Below are 22,684 nucleotides of genomic sequence, written 5' to 3'. Positions count from 1 at the left end.
GGAAAAGCACGCGAAATACTGGTGGATCGGGCATTAGTGTCGGCCTATCGCGCAACGGCACGAAGAGGGGACGGACCATGGCGACGCAGCAGGCGATGGGCGCGCAGCCTGTCGACGACCGGTACGACGAGTTTCTCGCGGCGGTACGCGCGCGATTCGAGTCGGCGGTGGGCGCGGATGCGGCACTGTTCACCGTGGATACCGCGGGACTGTTCGACGTCTTTCTGGATGGCCTGACCCCGGCGCTCGCCGCCGAGAACATCTGCGGCACCTGCCGGATCTTCGTGCGGCGCTACGGCGGGCTGGTGGTCGTCGGCCCGGACGGGAAGACCGCCTCGGCGGTCTGGTCGGCCGCCGGCATGCCGCCCGGCTACGAGAAGGCCGCGGCCGCACTGGCCGCCCAGGTCGAGCGCGCCGCCATCACCTCGGTGTTCCGCTCGGACGCCGCGGAATGGGGCCGCCCCGAACGTGGTTCGTGGACACACCTCGCGCTCACGCCGCCCGAGGCCATCGTGCATACGCCGTCGCCGATCCTGACCACCTCCCAGTACGTCGCCGCACGCAATGCCGACCGGGAAACCCTCGAACGCGCGCTCGCCGAATTCCCGCGCCCCATCGTGGAAAAGGCGGTAGCGCTGCTGCGCACCGAGCAGCTCTACCGCTCCGACGCCATCCTCGGTGCGGGCACCTGGCTGCTCGAACTGCATAGCGCAATCGACAAGGTCCGCGGTCGCGGTGACAGCGCACAGCGGCAGCGCGACAACCTCATCTGGCTGGCCGCCGCCACCGCCCCGGCGGGCTACTGCCACATCAAGAGCGGCATGATCGGCACCCTGCTCAGCGACCTCGCCGAGGGCCTGCCGCACGAAACCGTCAAACAGCGCTTCGCCGAGAAGATGAATCCGCTGCAGTATCGCCGCCCGACCGCCGCCCCCACGGCCGCGATGATCGCCCGCGCCGAACAGGTCATCGGTGAACTGCGCGCCGCCGGCGCCCTGGAACGCCGCTTCGCGAAACTGGCCGACGTGCATCCCCTGTGGGTGCCCCGCGTCCAGGACGCGCCGCGCTCCAACGGCGTCTTCGCCCACCTCGTACCCGCCGAAAAGCGCCGCGCCGCAATCGATTCCGACGCGCCCCCGGTGGTGATCACCTGGGAGAAGTTCCGCCGCACGGTCATCCCGTCCGCGGAGCGGATCGAATACGAGGTCCCCACCCGCTCGGCCGGTTACGGCGCCATGGTCACCGCCGCGAACCCGGAAGCCCCGCCCATCATCCAGTGGGACACCCTCACCAAACGCAACCCCGTGACCTGGTACGTCTACGTCAACGGCTCCGCCCCCGACCGCTGGGGCCTGCGCCCGGGCGAATTCCGCGACGTCACCGCCGTGATCGCCCACCCCGCCACCTGGTACGTCGAAGACGACCGCACCGCCCGCGAACAAAGCGTCCTCTTCGCCCTCTCGGGCGCGAAAGACACCCGCTACACCAGCGGCGCCGGCTTCTTCCCCGAATTCCTCCGCAGCGACCTCCACGAGATCCGCAAAACCCTCGAGGCCCACACCACCGAAGCCGTGATCGCCGGCAAGGACGAAGCGGAAGTCTGTGGCCTCCTCGTCTCCAAGGGCGGCGCGATAGACCACACCTTCCGCGTCACCGCCGGCAACATCCGCACCCGCTACACCCTCGACCGCTGGGACTGACCGCCCACCAGCCATTTCCGCGTCGGCGTCCGATGGATGGGACCGGGCTCGTGAAACCGGGTATTCCTGGTCATTCGCCCGGTTACCGTGGGGCGGTCAATGGTGATCTGCGGCTAGGAAATACGGCTATGAAGTTGATGTATGCGTTGTGGGGCGAGGGGCTGGACGAGCGGCTGCGAGGGGTGGCGCTGCACAAGGAATTGGCCGGGCTCGGCGTGTTCGAGGTGCAGGTGAATGTGCGGGATGCGGAGGTGGCGGCGGCGCAGGTGCGGCACAGCACTTATGACGAGCCGATTTCGGCGATCGTGAGTGTGCGGACCGAGGGGGAGCATGCGCCGGTGACAGCCGCGCTGGCCGCGGTCGCCGATGAAGTGAACGGGTGGATCGTCGATGAGCGGCGGCCGATCGTGCCGCCGGAGGTGGCGGACGGGGTGCGGACGGATGCGCTGGCGAACATCGCGGTGCTGCGGATTCCCGAGGAGCTGACGCGGGAGGAGTGGCTGCACAACTGGCATGTGCTGCACACTCCGGTGGCCATCGAAACGCAGGACACGTTCGGGTACGTGCAGAACACCGTGGTGTCGGCCATAACTCCGGGTAAGCGGGTGGATGCGCTGGTGGAGGAGTTGTTTCCGATGGCGGCCATGACCAGTGCGCACGCGTTCTACGGCAGTGGCGGTGACGAGGAGGAATTGCAGCGTCGCGTCACTCGCCTGATGGAGAGCGTGGTCCGGTTCGGTGCGCACCTGAATCTGGATCTCGTGCCGACCAGTCGCTACGTCTACCGGGTGTAGCACCGGCAACTTCGGGGTATAGCGATCTTGTCGTCCCGGTGATCTCCGGCGCGTTCTTCGCTAGGGTCCTGGGAAGGTTTGCCGCGCAAAGAAAGTGGCGGGCCGTGTGTGGAGAGGTGAAGGATTTCGTGTCTTACATTCTGTACGACTTTCTCATGCCGTACCTGGGTCCGTCCGCCGCGGAGTACTGGGCGACCATGTTCGTGATCGGCAAGGACGGCTAGCCGGGCGTCACCGGGCCATAGCAACTTCTGAGACAACCGTCACCCATAATGCTGCGTGACGATCTCCGCGAATCGGTGTCGAACCGTATGTAGCGATGAGGAGGTGCTGTGGCCGTGTCCGATGCAGCCCTCGCGACCGCGCCCGACGATGCGACACTCGCCGGCCGCGTGCGCGATGGTGATGTCCGGGCCTACGAGCAGTTGGTGCTGCGCTATCAAGGCGCGATGTATCGGCTGGCATCACGGATGCTGGCCGATACCGCCGAGGCCGAGGACATCGTCCAGGACGTCTTCCTGACCGCATGGCGGCGGATCGCCCAATTGCAGGATGACGACGCCTTCGCGGGCTGGCTGTATCGGATCACCACCAACCTCTGCCTCAATGCGTTGCGCAAGCGCCAACCTGCGGCCGACGTCGATCCGGACACCACCGAATCCCCGCGCGCCGACACCCGGCCCGAGCAGGCCGCCCAGCTGAACAGTCAGCTCGAGGCGCTCACCTCCGCGCTACAGCAACTCACCCCCGAACAGCGTGCCTGCTGGCTGCTGCGGGAGGTGCACGGCCGCTCCTACGAGGAGATCGGCGAGATCGTCGGCGCGAACGCCACCCAGGTGCGTGGCCGTATCGCGCGGGCCCGAGTGCAATTGGCGGAGGTGATGCAGCCATGGCGGTGACCGACACCGAAGCGGACTATCTCCTGCCCTGTGGCCGCGGCGTGGAACGGGTCTGGGAACGCCTGGACGCGGTCGAGCACGGGAACGGCGACGCACACGAGACGAGCTGCCCGCACTGCCGCACCGCCCGGGAAAGCCTGCTCGGCTTGCGTTCGGCGACTCAGGAACTCATCGACGAACCCGATCCGGTGCCGCCGGACCTGTTCGGCCGCATCATGTCCGCGGTGCGCGCCGAGCTGCGGCGCGGCGCGACATTGGAACTCGTGACACCGCATCCCGGGGTGGTGTCGGTCAGCGAGCAGGCCGCCGCAGTGGTGCTGCGGTTCGCCGCCGATTCCGTGCCGGGCGTGCGCGCCCGCCGCTGCCGCATGCAGGTCGTGGGTACCGGGCCGGACGGCGAGAGCGTCGTGCACATCAATATGACCATTGCGGTGCAGGTCGACAGCGCCGGCGTGCCCGGTCTCGTTCCGCAGGTGCGTGAGCGTGTCACCGCCGCCGCGTCGGCGCGGACCGGTCTACTGGTCGGACGACTGGACATCGCGATCGTGGACGTCTATCAGGAAGGAGGCCGGTGACCCCGCCCGCCGCCCGCACCGAACTCGTCGTCGCCGATGCGGTGGTGGCCGGGGTAGCCGCCTGGGCCGCGACCCGGGTCGCCGGGGTGGTGCGGGTCGAGCCGGGGTTGCGCGGCCTGGTCGCCGGACTCAGCCGTGCCGGAAAGCAACTGTGGTCCGGCTACGAGACCGCGACCACCGAGGGCGTGCGGGTGCGCCGCGAACCGGCCGGTGCGCTCGGTGTGCAGCTGGAACTCGCGATCGGCGCGGACCAATCCGCCGCGCTGGTGGGTGCCGCCGTGCAGCGCGCGGTGATCGACACCGTGCGGGACCGGACCGGCGTGGTCGTCGACGAAGTGTCGGTGACCATCGTGGATATGGAACCGGGGGCACGATGAGCGATAACGGAGAGCTGCTCGACCGCCTGGCCGCCGCGCTGGCGGAGGTGGACGGCGTACTGCCCGCGGCCTCGCTCACCGATGTGTCCTGGCTGCCGAAACCGGTGCGCGGCACCGCGATCGAGCTGGGCTCGGACCTGGTCGAAATCCGGGTCATCGCCACCGAATTGCCGCTGCGCCCGCTCGCGGATCGGGTGGCCGCCGCGGTCGCGCCGGTGCTCTCGGGCACGGCGTGGGCGGACGCGACGGTACGGCTGGTCGTCACCGAACTCGGTGCCGGCGCCCTCGAAGAGGACAGAGACGCAAGGCCAAGCACAAGGGATTCAGGAGGAAAATCATGACAGCGACCGACTCCGCCAAGACCGGGACCGCCAAGGCTCCGGCCGAGCAGACCACCGAATCCGGTTCCGCCCGTAATGGTTCGGCCCGCACCGGCGCCCTGCACAGCGAACAGGGTGCCACCACCATCTCCGACATCGTGGTGCAGAAGATCGCGGGTCTGGCGGCGCGCAATGTGCGCGGCGTGCACGACCTCGGCGGCGGCACCGCCCGCGCCTTCGGCGCGATCCGTGACCGCATTCCCGGCGCGTCCGCCAGTGTGGGACAGGGTGTTTCGGTGGAGGTCGGCGAGACGCAGGCCGCCGTCGACCTGGAGATCGTCGTCGAATACGGCGTCGCCATCGCCGAATTGGCGCGCACCATCCGGCGCAGCGTCATCGCCGCCATCGAGCAGATGACCGGCCTCGAGGTGGTCGAGGTGAACATCAATGTCAACGACGTCTACATCGCCGAGGACGACGACCCGCAACCCGCCGCGGGGACCCGCGTCCAGTAGCCGCATCGCCGAGCAGAGGAGTCGCAGTTGAACGCCACATCGATCTGTCTCGCCATCGGCATCGCGCTCGGCTTCGCCGCCGCCTTCGGCGGCTTGAGCGCCTTCGCCATCGTGCTGGTGTTCGCCGGGCTGGGCCTGCTGATCGGCCGCTGGCTCGACGGAGCACTCGACCTGTCCGGAATGGTGCGCTCCGCGCGTGATCGAGGCCGGCGGTGACCTCCGCCCCGCCGCCGGCCCCGGTTGCCGATTCTTCGGGACCGGCCGCGCGGCACACGGGAATTGGGTCCGGACCCATGGGGCAAGCCGCCGCGCCCACTGGTTCCACACCCACGGGGCAAGCCGCCGGGCCAATTGGTTCGGCTGCGCAGGTTGCCGGTTCGCTCGCCGAGCCGCCGGGCCGGACCACGGTCAGCGAACGCGCGGTGCGGCGGATCGCCGCGCAGGCGGCCCGCGAGGTGGACGGTGTGGAGCCGGATATCACTGTGCAGGCGGATATGTCGGGCGATCGCGCGGTACTGCGCGTGCGGTTGCCGATCCGCTATCCACTCCCGGTGGCCCGGGTCACCGAGGACTGCCGCCGCCATCTGATCGGGCGCGCGAATGAACTGGCCGGGGTGTCGGTGACCGCCGTGGATATAGTCGTCACGGCGCTGGTGCACGAATCCCACACGGCGGCAGCCCGATCCGCGCCGAGGGTGCGATGATCCGCCGCCCGCGCCGCGCCGTCCCGGCCCTGCTGGTGGCGCTGGCGCTGTTCGCGGTATGCATCCTCACGGCGATCTCCCTGATCCAGAAGCTCACCGGTGACAGGCAATTGGTGTCCTACGACAGCGTGGCGACCCGCCTCCACGACACCGGGTGGACCGACGGCGTCGTACTCGCCGTCGGCGTGGCAGCAATCGTGCTCGGCCTCATACTGCTCGTCCTCGCCCTGCTTCCGGGCCGCCCCGTGGCGATTCCGCTGGCCGACCTCGACGGCACCGCCGCCAGTGTCACCCGCCGCAGCATGCGCTCCATGCTGGCCCGCGAGGTGAACGCACTCCCCGGCATCGACGCCCGCCGAGTCGGACTGGGCCGCAAGAATATCCGGGTCACCGCGACGAGCGTGCATCCGGCGGTCGCGGCCGCGGGGCCCGGGCCATCGGATGGACCGGTCGGCTCGGAGGTGTCCGCGCCCGGTACGCCCGGGGTGTGGAGCGCGGAAGCGGTTGCGGCGGAAGCGGTATCGGATGGCGCGATTGCCGTGCCTGTTGAGAGGTCGGCGGAAGTCGTTGTGGGGGAGGCGGTGTCGCGCGCTCTGGGGCGGATCGGAGTGGAAGGGGCTGCTTTGCGGACTCGGGTGCGCGCGGCGCGGAAGGGCGGTCGGTAATGGGGATTTCGTCGAATCGGCCGGCTCGGTTGAATCGGGCTCTGCTCGCGTTCGTCGGGCTGTTGCTGCTGGCGGCGGGCGGGTATGCGGTTGCCGCGCACGGTGGGCGGGTGCCGGGGGTGGAGTCGGGGGATCGGCTGGTGCCGGGGACGGGGGCGCCGCCGACCTGGGTGCTGGTGGTGATCGTGGGCGCGGCGATCGTGATCGGGTTGCTGTGCCTGCGGTGGATGGCCGCGCAGTGGTTCCGGCTGCCGCGGGCGGTGGCGTGGGAGCTGTCGGCCGCGGATGCGGCGGGAACCACGATGATGTCCTCGGCCGTGGCGGCGGACGCGGTGGCCGCGGATATCGAGGGTTATCCGGAGGTGAGTTCGGCGTCGGCGGTGTTGTCGGGGCCGGGGCGCGCACCGGAGTTGCAGCTGATCGTGACCGCGGCTGCCGGAGCCGATATCACCGCGTTGCGGCGTCGCATTCTCGGTGAGGCGGTGGGCCGGCTGCGTGCGGCGCTCGGGGTCGGCGTGATTCCGGTCAGCATGGAGTTCCGGCTGTCCGACCAGGGGATTGCCCCGCAATAGCCCGAAGGGTTGTGACACCGGCCACCGCCGGTGGGGTGAGCAGTCCAGTCGTGTCCGACTGGCTATCTATCGGCCTCATCTGGACGCCTAGAATCGGGGTGTTCCTCTCGCGGTGATCCGCGGAGACCAGCTGCGATCCGATTGGCCCTCATGACACAGGAGTTTGCCGTGACCACGCCCGACACCACCCCCACCATCGGCACCGCCCGCGTGAAGCGCGGCATGGCCGAGATGCTGAAGGGCGGTGTGATCATGGATGTCGTCACGCCGGACCAGGCCAAGATCGCCGAGGATGCCGGCGCGGTCGCCGTCATGGCCCTCGAGCGGGTGCCCGCCGATATCCGCGCCCAGGGCGGCGTGTCCCGCATGTCGGATCCGGACATGATCGACGGCATCATCAGCGCGGTCTCCATCCCGGTCATGGCGAAGGCCCGCATCGGCCACTTCGTGGAGGCCCAGATCCTGCAGTCGCTGGGCGTCGACTACATCGACGAGTCCGAGGTGCTGACCCCGGCCGACTACTCGAACCACATCGACAAGTTCGCCTTCACCGTCCCGTTCGTGTGTGGCGCCACCAACCTGGGCGAGGCCCTGCGCCGGATCACCGAGGGCGCGGCCATGATTCGCTCCAAGGGTGAGGCCGGCACCGGCGATGTCTCCAACGCGACCACCCACATGCGCAAGATCCGCGACGAGATCCGCCGCCTGACCTCGCTGCCCAAGGACGAGCTGTACGTGGCCGCCAAGGAGCTGCAGGCCCCCTACGATCTGGTCGTCGAGATCGCCGAAACCGGCAAGCTGCCGGTCGTGCTCTTCACCGCGGGCGGCATCGCCACTCCCGCCGACGCCGCCATGATGATGCAGCTCGGCGCCGAGGGCGTGTTCGTCGGTTCCGGCATCTTCAAGTCCGGCAACCCGGCCGAGCGGGCCGCCGCCATCGTCAAGGCCACCACTTTCTACGATGACCCGGATGTGCTGGCGAAGGTTTCCCGTGGCCTGGGTGAGGCCATGGTCGGCATCAATGTCGAGGAAATCCCGCAGCCGCACCGGCTCGCCGAGCGCGGCTGGTAATTTCCGGACGGAATAATTCACTGAAATAAATTACGGGGTGGTCCATTTCGGACCACCCCGTAATTTCGTTTCCGGATCAGTTGACGCCGGGGATCTTGCTGAGATCGGCCGTGCAGTCGGCGATCGAACCGCCGCCCGTGGCGGTGTTCTCGTTGAGCACCTTGTCGCCCTGCAGGATTCGGCAGGTGACGGTGGCGCTGTCGTAGGTCAAATTCATCCCCTCGATTTGTGATTTCCTCCCCGACCGGTGCGGAACCGTATCAGCTGCGGATTGCAATCCACAACTGCCCGTGTGGATTTGAATCGGCCGGTGTATCCGTCATCGAATTTCGGGCAGCGGGGGGACTTTCGGCTCTGGTGGGTTTGCGGGGGAGCTGCTAGATGTCAAGGGCCGCATACTCGAACGCCCGGGGCGCGGACCGGCCGCGGCGGCCTCCGCTACCTGCGGGCATGCCGTCCAGCAAACTCGGCTAATTTTTCCGGACTGTGCTGCGGCAAATTTACTGCCTCGACATTCGTGGCTAGTGTTCGGCGCGTCACCGGTGAACCGTCGAGTCGAATGCTTTCTGGCAAGGAGTCCGCATGCTGGACATCGATCACTTCACCTACGGCTGGCTCACCCCGGTACTGGCCTATGTCATGTCGGTCATCGGGTCGTTGCTGGCACTGCGCTGTATGGTGCGGGCGCGCAATGGATCACACGGCGGATGGGTTGTCACCGGGGCGGTCGCGCTGGGCGGAACCGGAATCTGGGTCATGCATTTCATTGCGATGCTGGGATTTTCGGTGCAGGACAGCACCGTTCGGTTCAATGTGCCGATCACGCTGCTGAGCGCGATTATCGCCATCGGTGTCGTGTGGCTCGGTCTATCGATCGTGGTGCATCGGCACGGTGAGGCGTTCGCGTTGATAATCGGGGGCACCGTCACGGGATTGGGGGTGGCGGCCATGCACTACTCGGGCATGTACGCCATGCGAACCGACGCCGCCGTGCGGTACGACCCGTGGATCGTCCTGCTGTCCATAGTGATCGCCGTCGTGGCCGCCACCGCCGCGCTCTGGTTCGCGCTGCACGTGGACGGGATTCTGGCCACCATCGGCGCGGCGCTCATCATGGGGGTCGCGGTGTGCGGGATGCACTACACCGGCATGTTCGCCATGAGAGCCCATGTCTCCGACCATATGCACGCGCCGTCGGGTGCGCAGCCGGCGCAGTTGCTGACCCCGCTCATCGTGGCGGTCAGCATGGCCACCATGCTCATGCTCTTCCAGGTCGGGATCACCGATGTCGACGAACCCGACCTCAGCCGGATTCGCGGGCAGTACGCGAGCCGCTTCTGGCCGGCTCGCGCGCCGCGTCCGGGCCGGCGCTTCGACCCGGACGATTTCCCCACCGAGACCATCGAGCGCCGCGATCGGCACTGGTGACCCGCGGTTACTGCGAGAAATGGAAATACAGGTTCAGGTCCCGGTCCACCTCGATGGCGCCGATACCCGTGATGCCCAGCTCCCGTGCCCAGTCGATGACGAGATAGGCCGGGCCGGCGCCGTTGGAGGTGCCCAGCAGGGCGAAGTAGGTGGCCGAACCGGCGGGGTACGTGGTCGACGGGACGCTGCCGTCATTCTTCGGGTTGGTGTAGCGCAGGTGATCGTAGACCGGTTGGATCGATTCGGAATACGCCTGCTGCTGACGGATGTAGCGCAAGGGCTGCAACTGGTTCGGCTGCGTGGAGCCGCGCAGATACTGCAGGTAGAAGATGTCGGAGACGCGCAGCGGCTCCCCGGGCTCACGCTGTAGTTGCCAGGAGAAGATGCGATTCTGGCTGGGTTGTGGGGTGTTCAGATAGTAGGAGGTCTGGTCGGCGGCCTTGTTCCAGCGTGTCTTGTGCGACCAGGTCATACCGGTGCGGGTGTCGGTGTGGCTGACGCGTTGCGTGGTGTAGGCGGTGTCGAAGATCTCCAGGGCCTGGTCGTTGCGGTTTTCGCGATTCTTGCTCGCCAGGGCCGAGAGCGGGATCTTCAGGGCGGCGGCCGCCTCGGCTATCTTCTGCGCCCGTTCGACTCCGGCCCGTCGCCGGAGTTCGAAGGTTTCCGCCCAGTCTTTCGAATGCTGTTGCGCCTGTGGTGTTTCGGTGAAGGGTATCGGCTCGGTTTCCGGATCCATGGGTGGGGCTTCGGGGGTTGCTCCGGAGTCGGGCTCGGATGTGGTCATGCTGTTCACGGTCCTTAGCGCTCGGCGCGCGGAGGCTGCACCGCGCGCTCGACCCGAGTCTGCGCCGGGCCGGTCGGCCGATCATGGGATCCGGTGAGAGTGGCACGGAAAGACACAATCGCCGATCGGGTGAACCGGGCGGGGCCCGCTGTCGTAATTCAAGGGACAGACTCCTTCCGGATCTCGCTCGACCGAACTGGTATAGCCATGACCACCGACCTCACCGCGCGCGGTGCCACCGATTTCACCGCGGGCACCGACGCGCTCGGCGTCAATGTCGGGTTGCTGGTGTTGCGGGTGTTCTTCGGTGGGCTGATGTTCGTGCACGGCACTCAGAAACTGTTCGGCTGGTTCAACGGGGCGGGCTGGCATCGCACCACCGCCGGCTTCGAGAAGTTGGGCTATCACCCCGGCACGGTATTCGGCACCCTGGCCGGTCTGTGCGAAACCACCGGCGGGGCCTTGCTGTTGCTCGGGCTGCTCACACCGCTCGGCGCGGCCATCGCCATCGGCACCATGATCAATGCCATGCACGTGACCTGGCACAGCGGCCTCATGGGATACGAGGGCGCGCTGCTGTTCGCCGTTGCCGCGGCGGTGCTCGCGTGCACAGGGCCGGGCCGCTACTCCCTCGACCACGGACGGCCGTGGGCGCGTAGCGGCGTCCGATGGGCGATCGGTGCGCTGGCTCTGGCGATGGCCGCCGCACTGATCACCCTCGCCCTGAAATGACTACCGGTCCGGATGCGCCCGGAGTCCGGCCGCGAACCAGGTGAACAGCGGTGCCAGGTCGGGCAGCTCCGGCCAGCCGTTGATCACCGAGACCAGCCGCCAATAACGTTCCACGCGCGGTTCGTTCGCCACCTCGAGGCGTTCCCGGATCCAGTCGCGCAGTGCGGTGTCATCGGGCCGGCCGAAGGTGTGCGCGTACGCGGTGGCGAGGGCGGTGACGATCACGCCGCCGTCCGCGGATTCCGGGGCGATGCCCGCGGTGAGCGCGTGCCCGACCTGCTCGCGCACGGCGCCGGTGAGGTCGGTGTGCAGGCCGGTATCGTCGCCGTCGGCGCGTTCCCGGGCCTGGTATTCGGCCATGCGCCGGACCGCGGCGCGGAAGTCGTTGTCCTGCACCAGTTCCACCAGATTCATCCAGGCCTCGGTCTGCTCGATGGTGGGATCCTCGGGCAGTTCGGGCAGGCTGGTGCGCAGCATTTCGACCAGTTCGGGGTTGGCGTCGACGCGGCCGAAGGTGTCGTCGATGAAATCGTTGACGAGGCGTTCGCGTTCGGTCGCGGAGAGCCGGACAAGCTTGTGCATGAGATCCATTTCCTGTCGATCCGATCCCCGTTCGGCGACCGCCCGCAATACGGCTCGCTGCGCGCGCAGGATTCGGATCTGCACGTCGAGGGCGTCGGCGTGGGCCGCCGCCACCTCGGGAACCGAAGCCTCGCGGGCGAGTACCCGCCCGATGGTGCCGAGGTCGATGCCGAGTTCTCGCAGGGTGCGAACCAGTTGCAGGCGCGCCAGCGCGTCGATGTCGTAGAGGCGATAGCCGCCGGAGCTGTAATCGGTCGGCGGGACGATCCCGCGATCGGAGTAGAACCGAATCGTCTTGACCGTCAAGCCGGTTCGTTCGGCCAGGGCCCCGATCGTGAAGAGCGTCTCGTCGTCCATGCATCCCACCTTGCTGTCTCCCCTTGATGGAGACTCAAGCCCGCTTTCCGTCGTGTCAGGTTCGTGTCAGCTCGCGCCAGGACCTCGGCGTCATCCATGTGCCGTACGAGATTCCCGGCATGCCCGTCCAGACCGAGCCGTCTCCGCAGGCGCGGGGCCTGTTCATCGCCATGGATCCGCCGGACCATACGCGGCTGCGGCGCAGGCTCACCGGAGCTTTCACGGTGAAACGCATGAAGGGTAAACGTGCGACACCGGGTGAGGACATCCTGTCCGATCTGGCCCGCCAGGACGACCTCACTGTCGAGGAACTCCTGCGCTATCGAATTGGCCGTGCCCGCCGACCGGGTGAAGCTCAGGACGGACATGAATATCTATGGCGTGCACGAACTTCCGGTCACCTGGTCGGACGACGCGCGATGGACGATCGCCTTCTCGGCCGAGTAGCTCGGCGAACCGGCCGGGTCAATCGGGGTCGCTGTTGCGGCCTTTGTCCTGTTCGCTGGATTCCTCGCTGGTGCTGGGGCTGATTCGGCGCGGCTTGGCAATGCGCCGGATGCCGGTGGTCGGGGCGTCGCCGGCGCGCTTCCGCCGCAGCGCGTCGAGATCGATGACGCTGCCGTCCTGGTCGGGTCCGGCCGGATCGGTTTCCGGGGCGGTGTGGCGGGCCGCGCCGGGGTCGATCGGCCACCATCCGGTCTCGCGCTGCAGTTCCGAGCGCAGTACGGGCCTGGTCGGTGCGGGGTCGTAGACGGAGGTGCCGTCCGGCCGCCAGGTCTTGTGGGGTGGCTCATTGACGTCTTCGGTCATGCGGCGTGGCCGGCGCGGCAGCCGGGTGAGTTTCGCGTCTCCCGGTTCGGGTGCGGCGGCCTCGGCGGCTCGCAGACTTTCCAGCTTCTTACGCAAGCGCTCGACCGCATCGAACCTGTTTCCCCCGGGTCCCGGCAAGGATCCCGGTCCCGGCACTTCCCGGTCGGACATCGAGCTAGCCCCCGACAGGTGTCGCGGCACCCGTCGGCTCTACGACCGCCGGTACCCCGAGCTGATCTCTGAACTTCTTCCTGCTTACGTCGCTCACGCCCGTATTCTCCCTCAGGACCGCCACACTCGTTCCCTGCCCTGTCCCGCGAAGTTCCGGCGCCGGCCCGCACTCCATCACCCACGTGACGAAACAACGATAACCGCCCGGGTCGCAGACCTACAGACCACTGCGCCCCAGTTGATCACCGCTGGTCACCTGTGGTCGACGTTTTCGGTCAGAGTGCCGAGCAGAGTGGGGAGTGTCGCGATGGTTCCGCCGCTGCGAGGCGCGGTTCAGGGGCGGTAGCCGCGGAGGAGGGGGAGGTAGATGGTGTCGATGATTTCGGTGAGGATTTCGTCGGGGACGGTGGGGACGCCTCGGGTGACGAATTCGTTGCGTAACAAGTCGATCGGGACGGTGGCGGTGCGCGGGTGGCGGGCGGCGGCGGGGGCTTGGCCGCGGGCGATGGCGCGGTCGAGGATGGTGAGCCAGGGGCGGGCGCCATCGGTGCCGGACTGTTCGCGGAGCTGGGCCAGGAGTTCGGGCTCCTGGGTCAATTGGGAGAGCAGGCTGCGGAGGATTTCGCCGAGCGGGGAGGCGAGGTGGGAGTTGGCTCGGCGCAATAGCTCCAGAGCATCGGTGCGGAGGTCGCCGGTGTCGGGGAGGTCGAGGGCGGTGGTGGTGAGGAGTTTGTAGGCGGCGACGCCGAGGGCGGGGCGGTGGGGCCAGCGGCGGTAGATGGCGTTCTTGTTGGTGCCGGCGCGTTTGGCGACGCTGTCCATGGTCATGCCCGGGTAGCCGGATTCGAGGAGTTCGTCGGCGGCCGCGCGCAGGATGGCCTGTTCGAGGGCGGGGCCGCGGCGGCGGGCGGATTTTGCGGGCTCGGTCATAACGGTACTGATCGTACCTTGCGAAGGGGTGGTGGACGCCGCTATGGTCGGATCTAAGGTACTCGAAGTACCTTACTGATCCAAGGAGGTACCGATGCGTGCCATCGGCGTGTGCTATGACACCGGCTTCGTCCATGACGGCGGCAACACCACCCACGAACCGTTCGACCCGGACGCGGTACTGCGCGATATGCGCGCCATCCGCGACGACCTGCACTGCGACGCGGTCCGCATCACCGGCGGCCATGCGGCACGGCTGAAACAGGCTGCCGCACTCGCCGCGGACGCGGGACTGGAAGTGTGGATCTGCCCGTTCGTCAATGGCGTCACCGAGGACGAACTGCTCGAACTCGTCGCCGATCTCGCGGAATTCGCTGAACGTCTGCGGATTCAGGGTGCGGACGTGGTGCTGGCGGTGGGCTCCGAACTGAGCCTGTTCGTCCACGGCTTCTTCCCCGGCGACGAATTCCATGAACGGGCGGCCGCGCTGCGAACCCCGGCAGGGCAAGCCGCGATGGCGCAGCTACCCGGCCGATTCAACGAATTCCTCGCCCGCGCGGCGAAGATCGCGCGAGCACGCTTCAACGGCAAGCTCACCTACGCATGCCTGCCCTTCGAACGCGTGAACTGGGAACCGTTCGACATACTCGCCACCGACGCCGGCTATCGATCGGCGGCACTGGCCGGCCAGTATCCGGACCTCATGCGCGCCTACGCCGACCGAGGCGCAGAACTCGGAAAACCGGTGGCCGTCACCGAATTCGGCTGCGTGGCCTATGCGGGCGCCGTCGACCGCGCGGATACCGGCGCGGACATCATCGAATGGGATGAGCGGACGTGGACGCCAGTGCGCCTCGACGGCGTCTACACACGCGACGAAGCCGGACAGGCCGCGCATCTGCTGGAGATGCTGGACATTCTCGACAGCGCCGGGATCGACACCGCCTTCTGGTACTGCTTCGCGCGCCCCGATCTGGTTCATCGCGAGGACCCGGTGCTCGACTTGGACCAGGCCAGTGGGGGATTGGTGAAGGTCTTCGACAGTGTCGACGGCGCCGCGAAGGAATGGGAGCCGAAGCTGGCCTTCACGGCCCTGGCGAACCGGCCCCGCTGACCGGCGCGATCGGCACTGTCGTCGCCGGCCGATGCTTCTGCTTCGCGCGAGCAGACGGGACATCCGATCAGTTCGCGCGAACCGCCGGCCGGTCCGGATGGTCCCACGCGACGACGATGTCGGGTTCGTCACCGCCGTTTCGATGTTCGCTCAGCGCCGTAACGGTGAACCCATCCTCGGGTGCGGTCCGGCGGCGTAGCGCGGCCTCCGACATGCGCAGGGACACAGTGAGATCGAAGGCCAGGCCGCGGCCGAGCAGCATGGGTCCGGCCACCAGTAGCACGGTGCCTGCCGCGGCCGTGCGAATACGCGCGCGGGCGGAGCGGTCGGCGCTCTCGTCCCACAGTGCGGGCAGCCAGCGGCCGTCGCGGTGCAGGGGTGTCAGCACCTCGCGGGTCAGTCCCTCGTAGTCGAACCAGGCTGTGCGGTAACTGAATTCGCTCTCGCGGTCGTATTCCAGGCGTACCGACGCGGGCCGCACGAAATCGTGCAGGGACACCACCTCGGCCGCCCGGCCGCCGGTCCGGAGTCGTTCGGCGACGGTGCGCGCGAACGACACCGGCTCGGCGGCATCGGCTCCATCGACCGCGATCACCGCATAGCCCGGCAGGCCGGTCGCACGCTCGGCGACCAGGTCGATCAGTCCGGCGGGGGTGATGGCGGTGAAAGCAGGCACGGAACCATCATGATCGACTTCCGGATTCCGGCCACGCCGGGTCAGCGGTACTCGGCGAGCCGCGGCCGCACACCGACCAGGACCAGTACCGCCAGCACCACCATGCCGCCGTACGGCAGCAGGGCATTCCAGCCGGACAGGGCGTTCTCGCTGTCGGAGATCGCCTTGTCGAAAGCCTTCTGATTGATTCCGATGGTGTTCTGCAGGGCGGTGTCGTATCCACCGAAATCGGTGTTGGATGCGCCGGTGTCCAGGGCGATGGCGCCGGTCAGGTCGCCATTGTGGTCGAGTGCACGGATCTGGGCGTCGTCGTGGATGTACTTCTGGTAGCCCAGCAGGCTGTCGGCCGCGGCCTCGCCCTCACCCGGGAAGGTGATGTTGCGCAGCTCCTGTCCGAGGAATGAATCCTTGGTCAGCGCATTCGCCTTGCTCCCCGGATTCGCGGCGATCGCCTGGTCCAGGGCGGACGCGTAATTGCCGATCCCGGTCGCCGATACGCCGGCCAGCTGCTGCGACTTGTCGTAGAACGACTTCTCGTAGACCGCCGCATTCTGCGGATCGAGCAGATAGCGGCTCTCGTCGGCATTGGCGTCGTAGCTGATCGCCCGCGCCTGCCGCAATGCCAGCAGGGAATCGAAGGCATCCTTCTTGGCGACCGTGAGCTGGTGTGCCGCGGTCGAATTCGCGGCGAAACCGCCGATCAGCAGACCTGCCGCGAGCAGCGTGCCCACCGCGAGCGCGGGATTCACGCGGCGGCGCAGCGCCACCCGCAACAATAGTTGCAGGCCGATGAGCGCGGCCAGCAGGATCAGCCCGAGCACCACGATCCGCAATCGCGCCATGGTCGTGGTGTGCTCGCTGTCGTTGTACGCCTGGCTCAGTACCCCACTATTGGTGTCGGCGAGCGTCTGTGCGCTCTTCAGCAGATCGGGCACCATCCCGGTCGCCGCCCGATACGCGGTGAGCGTGCGCGCCGACGGCTGCCCGGCCGGGGCGGGGTCGAGGCTCGCCAGCTGCAGGGTGTCGGCGGCCTGGCTCTGGTACTGCCCGAACTTGTCGAGCAGGCTGCGGATCTGCTGGGCGGCATCGCCATTGGTGGCGATGGTCATGGCCTGCTGCAAGTCGGCGTCGACCTGGGTGCGGCGCTGATCGTAGGTGGCCAGCGCGCTGGTCCGCACCTTCGCCAGCGCCGGATCATCGCCCGCCAGCAGCACATTCGCGAGCTGTGCGTCCATATCGGCGAGCGCGAAGTACAGGTCCTCGGTGGCGGTCACGGTGGGCGCGGTGTGATCGCCGATCACGCCGACGCCATTGCGGGCCGACCGCGCATCGGCCGCCATGACCAGCGCGGTGATCAGCGCGACGACGACCACGGCAATGGCCAGATACCGGATCCAGCCCGGAGTGTCGGCGCGGGTGGGCAGCAGGTTGCGGACGTTCGGCAGCGCCTTGCGATCCGACTGCGGACGGTTGATGACCGTGGTCATGATGGGTGTCCAGTTCTAGATTTCGGCGGACAGCACGGTGAGCGTGGTCCATGCGCCGAGGTGAATGCGGTCGCCGGAGTGCAGCGGCACCGTCGTACCGTGCGGAATGGGATCCTCCGCGCCGTTGATCCGGGTGCCGTTGGTGGACCCGAGATCGATGACGGCCCAGCCGTTTCCGGGCTGCGCGATGATCAGGAAGTGCAGGTGCGAAATGCCCGGATCCTGCGGCGGCCCGGTGAGGTCGATCTCGGGATCGATGCCCTTGGAGGCGCTGTACCGGCCCACCCGCACCTGCCCGCCCTGCAGCGGGAACGTCCGCTCGGGGCAGTAGGCGGGGAACTCGATATCGTCGTCCTCGCTGCGCATGGTGTCGTAGTAGATACGATCCGCGGAAACCGTTGCCGTCCAGGCTGATTCGGTGACACCCTGGACCGCCGGGGGAGTGGTGTCCGGCAAGGTCGGCGTGGCCACGGCCATGGTTTCGACCATCGCCGGTGCGGGCGTCGACGCCGTCAGCGTTCCGGTCGAAGCCGCCGTCGCCGCAGTGGCGGGCGGTACGCCCGCAACGAAGTCGTAACTGCAGCCCTCGCAGAATCGCCCCGTGCGCGATTCACCGCACACCGGGCAGGGCTCGGCCGCGGATTCCGTTACGGGCGGCGCTGATTCACCCGAGCGAATCTGCAGCCCGCAGATATCGCAGTAGTCGGTGGCCTCCGAGTCGTGCCCGGACGGACAGATAGCCATGGCAGCCCTCTACTTCTTGTGCACGCGGGAGGTTTTGGTCGACCGCGTGTCCAGGGTCATCTCGTCGGCCTTGGCCACCGCGGACTTCAGGCGCACGGTCCCGGTGCGCGCGTCGAGCACGTCCACCACGCCTTCCAGGAGCTTCGCGGTATCGGCATTCCCGGACTGCGCGGCAATCTGCACCGCACGGCCCAATTTGCTCGTCGCGGTGTCGAGGTCGCCGCTGCGCCGCGCCGCCAGACCCTCCTGGATCACGCCCGCCAGTTCGGCCTGACCGGTGTAGTGCGCGACCTCGGGGCTGATCTTGCTGGACTGCACCACATCATCGGTCCAGATGGCCTTGATCAGGCCCTGCCCCAGCACCTCCGACTGATCGCCGGTGATCCGCACCAGGCTCACCCGCCCGGCCAGCATCACATCGTTCACGCCGCCCGCCGCGACCTCGATACAGATGTGGAAGTCACGGCTCTCCGCGCCGGCCCACGAACCGGTCGGATAATCGCCCGCCTGCGTACCGGATTCGGTGCGGCGACCGGTCAGATCCAGCAGATCCGGCGCGACCTGCTTGACGAACTTCACCTGCGCGCCGCGCGGCGTCCACAATCGCAGCGCCACATCCGCGACCTGCTTACCCATGGCCGCGGTGGTCATCGCCTGGAAGTCGGCCACCAGATCGGCCGGATTCGCCACGATATCGGTGGTGCCGAGCAGGGCGGTGGAGATCTTGCGCAGCTCGTCGACCTCCCAGTCCGTGCCCACGCCGCGGCAGTCGCAGACGAAAACGTCACTGCACGAGGCGATTTCGGCATCCAGTTGCTGCTGGGTCTCGTGTTCGTCGCGGCCGTCGGTCAGCAGGATGGCGTGCTTGATGCCGCCCCGCTCGCCGAAGATCTGCCGCGCCAGCCGCAACCAGCTGCCGATGGCCGTGCCGCCGCCGGCCCGCAACTGCTGCACGGCGGCGATCGCATTCTGCTTGTGACCCGGATCGGCGGGCACCAGCGACGGGGTCACCGGATACACCATGCGCGCGGTATCGGTGCCCGCGACCACCGCGAACGCGACACCGTCGCGCACCGCCGAAATGGCTGCGGCCGTGGCGTTCTTGGCGGCGGCGAGCTTGCCGTAACTGTGATCCATGGAGCCCGAGCAGTCCACGATGATCACCTCGGCCGCCCCGCCCGAACCGGTGGTGCGGGCATCGCCCGCGCCGCCCGTCGCGGTCACGGTGACCACGGCATTGATCCGGGTCGCGCCCGCCGGCACGTACTCGTTCTGGAAGGTTTCGATGGAGAAACCGATGGGGGAGTTCATATTCAGCTCATCCTCGGAGTCGAAGGCAGGGACGCTGCGGGGAACGGCGCGACAGCCACGGTGATGTTGTCGCCGCCGCCCGCGGCCAGCGCCAGATCGGCCAGATTGTGGGCGGCGGCCAGCGGAGCCGTCGCCGCGGACGGGAGGGCCAGATCGGCCAGCGCATCGGCGGCGGAGAAGTAGTTCCACAGGCCGTCACTGCACACCAGCACCGCACCCGGACCGGCCGGGGCGAAGGTGTGCACGTGCGGCTCCACGCGATCCGCATCGGCCCCCAGCCAGGCGGTGAGGGTGTGCGCACCGGGACTCGACATGGCCTGCTCCTCGGTGACGCCGAGGGCGATGAGACCCGCGGCCACCGAATCATCGGTGGTCAGGCACTGCGACGGCGTTGCGTACGGATCGGTCGCCAGCCAGTAGGCGCGACTGTCACCGACCCAGCCGACCGTCACGCCCGCGGCGGTCAGCACGGCCGATACATATGTGCAGGCGGGACTGCTTTCACTGCGGTCACCGAGCGCGCTCACGGCCGTCGCGGCCACCGCGACCGCCGCCGCGGTAGCGGACTCGGGATCGGTTCCGGCCTCCAGTTCCGCGACCAGCCGGTCGGCGGCCGAGACGGCAGCCTGCTGCGCGGCCTCATCGGCGTGCTCGGAGGAGGAGACGCCGTCGCACACGACCAGCACCACCGCACCCTCGACCAGGCGCAACGCCATCGCATCCTCATTGTGCTCGTGGCGTTTTCCGAGATCGGTCACGGCGGCGACAATGCCGCCCAGATCCAGCTCGCTGCGATCCGGGACGTGTACCCGCATACCGCACACCCCGCAGAACCCGTCGGCGTCCAATTGGCCCGCGCCGCACGAAGTGCATAGCGCCGCAACGGGCTCACCCGCGGACTGTGCGGTCAGCGCGCTGCCGCAGTATTCACAGAACCGGTCCCCGGGCGCGAAACGCTCACCGCAGACCGGACACGCGCCGGTCACCTGTTCACTCTCGACTGTCGTCACACCCTTGCCCCTCACACCCAACTCACGGGCCGTACCGCATTGGCCTGGTTCACCAGATCCCGCCGCGTCAGCTTGTCCGACGACAACCGCGCCAGGGTCCGATACTGCGCCTCCAGCTCACGGCGCAGGTCACGATCGGCGAAACGGCAGCCCAGCACGGTGAAGCCGTTCTGCGGCTGGCCACTCGCCAGTTCGCGCGCGGCGTCCAGGACCGCGATACTGCGCCACGCCTTCGCCTCCGGATCCAGCGGCAGGGCGGTCAGGCGGTCGCCCGCCGCCTGCAGATACCGGGGAGCGCGCTGACCGGAACCACCCACGAGCTGCGCGCCGAACGCGGCCAGTTGCGCCGCCACATGGTGACTGGAGGTCGCGGGCACCGATTCGGCGGCCCCGATGGCGCCGTCCACATCCCGGGTCTGCAGCCGGGTGCGCACCAAACCGAAAGCGGCGCTGGCGAAACCATTGTCGGTGCGCCACACCTGCTCGTACAGGCGGGCCGCCGTGTCCGGATCGTCGGCGCATTCGGTGGCCGCCGCCAGCGCCAGCTTCGCGGCGGACTCGCCGGGGAGCATGCCGAAGATGGTGTCGAAATGCGCACGGGCCGTGGCCATATCGCGTTGTGTCAGGGCGGCGAGGCCGCGATACCAGGTGATGCGCCAGTCGGCGTCCTCGGACTGCTCGAACTCGGCCAGCTGCTCCAGGGCGGTGGTCGCGTGGCCGGCCTCGATGAGAGTGCGGGCCAGCGCCAGGATCACCTCGGGCGAGGAGACCGGGGCATTCTGCAGCGTCGCGATGAGCTGGTTCGGATCCGCCACCGTGGTGGTGGCCAGGAAGCCGGCCGCCGGATCCGTGGGGTCGACCACGGGGACCGGCAGGCCCGCCGCGATGACCACCGGATCGGGGATGGCGGGCCACTGCGCCGGATCGGTGCCGAAAGCCTGCCGCTCACCGCTGAATACGGTCGATACCGCGGGGCGGGGCATGCCGTCCTGCGCGGCCACCACCTCGCGGAGCACGCCGGTGACCTGCTCGGCCATTTCCGAGGCGGAGCCGAAACGCTCGTTCGGGTCGGTGGCGGTCGCGCGCTCCAGTAGACGGCGGTAGGACGGGAACATTGCCAGCAACGGCACTTCCGAGTCCGGCGGCAGCGTGTAGCGGTAGGCGGTGCGGTAATCGAAGTTGAAGGTCAGCAGCGCGAGCGTGCGCGCCACCGTGAACAGGTCCGATTCGATCGACGCGCCTTCGGTTTCCAGCTCGGGCGCGCAGTAGCCGTCGGTCTTGAAACCGGCGCTCTCCTCGTCGTCCATATGCCGGACCGCACCCAGGTCGATGAGCTTGAGTTGCTCCTCGGTCTGAATCATATTGTCCGGTTTGAAGTCGCAGTAGAGCAGATCCATGCCGTGCAGGTAGCCCATGGCGGGCAGGATCTCCAGAATGTAGGCGAGACCCTGGGCCAGCGGCAGCGGCTGCAGGGCGCCGACCGCATCCCGTTGCGAGCGCAGCTCTTTCAGCGACGCGCCGCCGACATACTCCATGACGATGTAGCCGACCGGCTCATGGGTCTTGGGGTCCGGATGCTTCACGAAGTTGAAGATCTTGACGATATTCGGATGCTCGACGGTAGCCAGGAACTGGCGTTCCGCGACGGCGGCCGCCATGGCATCGGCGTCGCCGGTGTCCAGCAGGCCCTTCAGGACCACCCAGCGGTCGCTGACATTACGGTCGCGGGCCAGATAGATCCAGCCGAGGCCACCGTGGGCGAGACAGCCCAGCACCTCGTACTGGCCGGCCACCAGGTCACCCGGAACCAGCTTGGGCGTGAACGAATACGCGGTACCGCACTGCTTGCAGAATCCTTCGGTGCGGCCCGGCGCACTGTCCTTGCCGCGGCCGACGGGCTGACCGCAGTTGCTGCAGAAGCGTTCCCGCTCCGGGACCTGCGGGTCGGACATGACGGCGGTCGACGGATCCCGATACGGGACTTGGGGAATCGATACCAGGCCCGCGCCCAGGCGGCCGCGGCTCGAGCGCGCGGTGCGCGTGGAGCGGGAGGAGGAACGGCTCGAACCGCGGCGGCTCTGGCGGCCGGATCGGGAGGAACCGCCGGTCATCGTGCCGGACCGGCCGGAGCCGAGATAGATCCCGGACTGCGGCGTGGAGGCGCTCAAAGGCGTTGAGTAGGGGGAGGAGTAGGACGACGATCCACTGGTTTGCGAGCTGGGCGCCGCGGAACCATTGTGGGCCGGGGGTCCTCCCGCTTGCCCGAGGGCGGAGGTCGCGGGACTCGAGCCCGGGCCTCGCCCAGTGGGATTCGCGCCCCAGCCGGCGGGGCTCGTCCCCTGGCCGGTCGGGGTCA

General features: G+C 68.1%; 26 protein-coding genes and 1 pseudogene. 16 read left to right on the top strand and 11 right to left on the bottom strand.

Annotated features, from left to right (window positions below; genetic code table 11):
- Window positions 1-77: 77 nt before the first annotated feature.
- The 12 genes from ACIP5Y_RS30850 (at window position 78) to pdxS (ending at window position 8,192) form a co-directional block, all read left to right on the top strand.
- Complete coding sequence (locus ACIP5Y_RS30850; RefSeq protein WP_400355363.1) at window positions 78-1,700, top strand: hypothetical protein; 1,623 nt, start codon at window positions 78-80, stop codon at window positions 1,698-1,700.
- Between the two features lie 128 nt (window positions 1,701-1,828).
- Entirely contained in the window at window positions 1,829-2,494 is a 666-nt protein-coding gene (locus ACIP5Y_RS30845) for a hypothetical protein (RefSeq protein WP_400355361.1), read from the top strand.
- Window positions 2,495-2,832: 338 nt separating this feature from the next.
- On the top strand, window positions 2,833-3,393 hold the full coding sequence (locus ACIP5Y_RS30840) for an RNA polymerase sigma factor (RefSeq protein ID WP_400355360.1): 561 nt from the start codon (window positions 2,833-2,835) through the stop codon (window positions 3,391-3,393).
- Window positions 3,384-3,968 carry an anti-sigma factor family protein gene (locus tag ACIP5Y_RS30835; RefSeq protein WP_400355358.1) on the top strand — a complete coding sequence of 195 codons (585 nt, stop codon included), beginning with the start codon at window positions 3,384-3,386 and terminating at the stop codon, window positions 3,966-3,968. The genes ACIP5Y_RS30840 and ACIP5Y_RS30835 overlap by 10 nt, the downstream gene beginning before the upstream one ends.
- Window positions 3,965-4,345 carry an Asp23/Gls24 family envelope stress response protein gene (locus tag ACIP5Y_RS30830; protein WP_400355356.1) on the top strand — a complete coding sequence of 127 codons (381 nt, stop codon included), beginning with the start codon at window positions 3,965-3,967 and terminating at the stop codon, window positions 4,343-4,345. The genes ACIP5Y_RS30835 and ACIP5Y_RS30830 overlap by 4 nt, the downstream gene beginning before the upstream one ends.
- On the top strand, window positions 4,342-4,686 hold the full coding sequence (locus ACIP5Y_RS30825) for a hypothetical protein (RefSeq protein WP_400355355.1): 345 nt from the start codon (window positions 4,342-4,344) through the stop codon (window positions 4,684-4,686). Before ACIP5Y_RS30830 ends, ACIP5Y_RS30825 begins: the two co-directional genes overlap by 4 nt.
- Window positions 4,683-5,180, top strand: a complete 498-nt coding sequence (locus ACIP5Y_RS30820; protein ID WP_400355353.1) for an Asp23/Gls24 family envelope stress response protein — start codon at window positions 4,683-4,685, stop codon at window positions 5,178-5,180. The genes ACIP5Y_RS30825 and ACIP5Y_RS30820 overlap by 4 nt, the downstream gene beginning before the upstream one ends.
- Before the next feature lie 27 nt (window positions 5,181-5,207).
- A complete protein-coding gene (locus ACIP5Y_RS30815) occupies window positions 5,208-5,396 on the top strand; it encodes a hypothetical protein (protein ID WP_397001199.1) in 189 nt (62 codons plus the stop codon).
- Between the two features lie 77 nt (window positions 5,397-5,473).
- Entirely contained in the window at window positions 5,474-5,884 is a 411-nt protein-coding gene (locus ACIP5Y_RS30810) for an Asp23/Gls24 family envelope stress response protein (protein WP_400355351.1), read from the top strand.
- The gene (locus ACIP5Y_RS30805; protein ID WP_400355349.1) at window positions 5,881-6,549 is read left to right on the top strand and encodes a DUF6286 domain-containing protein; all 669 of its coding nucleotides are present in this window, start codon (window positions 5,881-5,883) and stop codon (window positions 6,547-6,549) included. Before ACIP5Y_RS30810 ends, ACIP5Y_RS30805 begins: the two co-directional genes overlap by 4 nt.
- The gene (locus tag ACIP5Y_RS30800; protein WP_400355348.1) at window positions 6,549-7,121 is read left to right on the top strand and encodes an alkaline shock response membrane anchor protein AmaP; all 573 of its coding nucleotides are present in this window, start codon (window positions 6,549-6,551) and stop codon (window positions 7,119-7,121) included. Before ACIP5Y_RS30805 ends, ACIP5Y_RS30800 begins: the two co-directional genes overlap by 1 nt.
- 168 nt (window positions 7,122-7,289) lie before the next feature.
- Window positions 7,290-8,192: a pyridoxal 5'-phosphate synthase lyase subunit PdxS gene (gene pdxS, locus ACIP5Y_RS30795; RefSeq protein ID WP_397001207.1), complete on the top strand. Its 903-nt coding sequence runs from the start codon at window positions 7,290-7,292 to the stop codon at window positions 8,190-8,192.
- A 76-nt stretch (window positions 8,193-8,268) separates the two neighbouring features.
- Here pdxS and ACIP5Y_RS30790 read toward each other — a convergent pair whose 3' ends face one another.
- Window positions 8,269-8,409, bottom strand: a complete 141-nt coding sequence (locus ACIP5Y_RS30790; RefSeq protein ID WP_400355346.1) for a hypothetical protein — start codon at window positions 8,407-8,409, stop codon at window positions 8,269-8,271.
- 365 nt (window positions 8,410-8,774) lie between these two features.
- Here ACIP5Y_RS30790 and ACIP5Y_RS30785 point away from each other — a divergent pair, with 365 nt between their 5' ends.
- Entirely contained in the window at window positions 8,775-9,620 is an 846-nt protein-coding gene (locus tag ACIP5Y_RS30785) for an MHYT domain-containing protein (RefSeq protein WP_400355344.1), read from the top strand.
- 7 nt (window positions 9,621-9,627) lie between these two features.
- Here ACIP5Y_RS30785 and ACIP5Y_RS30780 read toward each other — a convergent pair whose 3' ends face one another.
- The gene (locus ACIP5Y_RS30780) at window positions 9,628-10,404 is read right to left on the bottom strand and encodes a hypothetical protein (protein ID WP_400355343.1); all 777 of its coding nucleotides are present in this window, start codon (window positions 10,402-10,404) and stop codon (window positions 9,628-9,630) included.
- A gap of 207 nt (window positions 10,405-10,611) precedes the next feature.
- Here ACIP5Y_RS30780 and ACIP5Y_RS30775 point away from each other — a divergent pair, with 207 nt between their 5' ends.
- Window positions 10,612-11,136 (top strand): DoxX family protein, encoded by a 525-nt coding sequence (locus ACIP5Y_RS30775; RefSeq protein ID WP_400355341.1) that lies wholly within the window; start codon window positions 10,612-10,614, stop codon window positions 11,134-11,136.
- Here ACIP5Y_RS30775 and ACIP5Y_RS30770 read toward each other — a convergent pair whose 3' ends face one another.
- Entirely contained in the window at window positions 11,137-12,075 is a 939-nt protein-coding gene (locus ACIP5Y_RS30770) for a MerR family transcriptional regulator (protein WP_400355340.1), read from the bottom strand.
- Window positions 12,076-12,137: 62 nt separating this feature from the next.
- Between ACIP5Y_RS30770 and ACIP5Y_RS30765 the strand changes: the two are divergent.
- Window positions 12,138-12,389: pseudogene (locus tag ACIP5Y_RS30765) on the top strand (cytochrome P450); the annotation flags it as partial.
- A gap of 151 nt (window positions 12,390-12,540) precedes the next feature.
- Here ACIP5Y_RS30765 and ACIP5Y_RS30760 read toward each other — a convergent pair.
- Window positions 12,541-12,981, bottom strand: coding sequence for a hypothetical protein (locus ACIP5Y_RS30760; protein WP_400355338.1), 441 nt, complete (start codon window positions 12,979-12,981; stop codon window positions 12,541-12,543).
- Window positions 12,982-13,389: 408 nt separating this feature from the next.
- Entirely contained in the window at window positions 13,390-13,986 is a 597-nt protein-coding gene (locus ACIP5Y_RS30755; protein WP_400355336.1) for a TetR/AcrR family transcriptional regulator, read from the bottom strand.
- A gap of 94 nt (window positions 13,987-14,080) precedes the next feature.
- Between ACIP5Y_RS30755 and ACIP5Y_RS30750 the strand changes: the two genes are divergently transcribed.
- Window positions 14,081-15,100, top strand: coding sequence for a hypothetical protein (locus tag ACIP5Y_RS30750; RefSeq protein ID WP_400355334.1), 1,020 nt, complete (start codon window positions 14,081-14,083; stop codon window positions 15,098-15,100).
- 67 nt (window positions 15,101-15,167) lie between these two features.
- Here ACIP5Y_RS30750 and ACIP5Y_RS30745 read toward each other — a convergent pair whose 3' ends face one another.
- The 6 genes from ACIP5Y_RS30745 to ACIP5Y_RS30720 are packed head-to-tail and all read right to left on the bottom strand — an operon-like array spanning window position 15,168 to window position 22,496.
- The gene (locus ACIP5Y_RS30745; RefSeq protein WP_400355333.1) at window positions 15,168-15,776 is read right to left on the bottom strand and encodes a hypothetical protein; all 609 of its coding nucleotides are present in this window, start codon (window positions 15,774-15,776) and stop codon (window positions 15,168-15,170) included.
- Between the two features lie 41 nt (window positions 15,777-15,817).
- A complete protein-coding gene (locus ACIP5Y_RS30740; RefSeq protein WP_400355331.1) occupies window positions 15,818-17,263 on the bottom strand; it encodes a hypothetical protein in 1,446 nt (481 codons plus the stop codon).
- Between the two features lie 15 nt (window positions 17,264-17,278).
- Window positions 17,279-18,007: an FHA domain-containing protein gene (locus tag ACIP5Y_RS30735; protein ID WP_400355329.1), complete on the bottom strand. Its 729-nt coding sequence runs from the start codon at window positions 18,005-18,007 to the stop codon at window positions 17,279-17,281.
- 9 nt (window positions 18,008-18,016) lie between these two features.
- The gene (locus ACIP5Y_RS30730) at window positions 18,017-19,318 is read right to left on the bottom strand and encodes a VWA domain-containing protein (RefSeq protein WP_400355328.1); all 1,302 of its coding nucleotides are present in this window, start codon (window positions 19,316-19,318) and stop codon (window positions 18,017-18,019) included.
- Window positions 19,319-19,320: 2 nt separating this feature from the next.
- Window positions 19,321-20,328 (bottom strand): PP2C family serine/threonine-protein phosphatase, encoded by a 1,008-nt coding sequence (locus ACIP5Y_RS30725; protein ID WP_400355326.1) that lies wholly within the window; start codon window positions 20,326-20,328, stop codon window positions 19,321-19,323.
- Window positions 20,329-20,339: 11 nt separating this feature from the next.
- Window positions 20,340-22,496 (bottom strand): tetratricopeptide repeat protein, encoded by a 2,157-nt coding sequence (locus ACIP5Y_RS30720; protein WP_400355324.1) that lies wholly within the window; start codon window positions 22,494-22,496, stop codon window positions 20,340-20,342.
- Window positions 22,497-22,684 lie beyond the last annotated feature (188 nt).

Source organism: Nocardia sp. NPDC088792 (genome assembly GCF_044750615.1).
Lineage (GTDB): Bacteria > Actinomycetota > Actinomycetes > Mycobacteriales > Mycobacteriaceae > Nocardia.
Note: the sequence above shows the minus strand (reverse complement) of the source record. Positions and strands in the feature narration are given on the sequence as shown.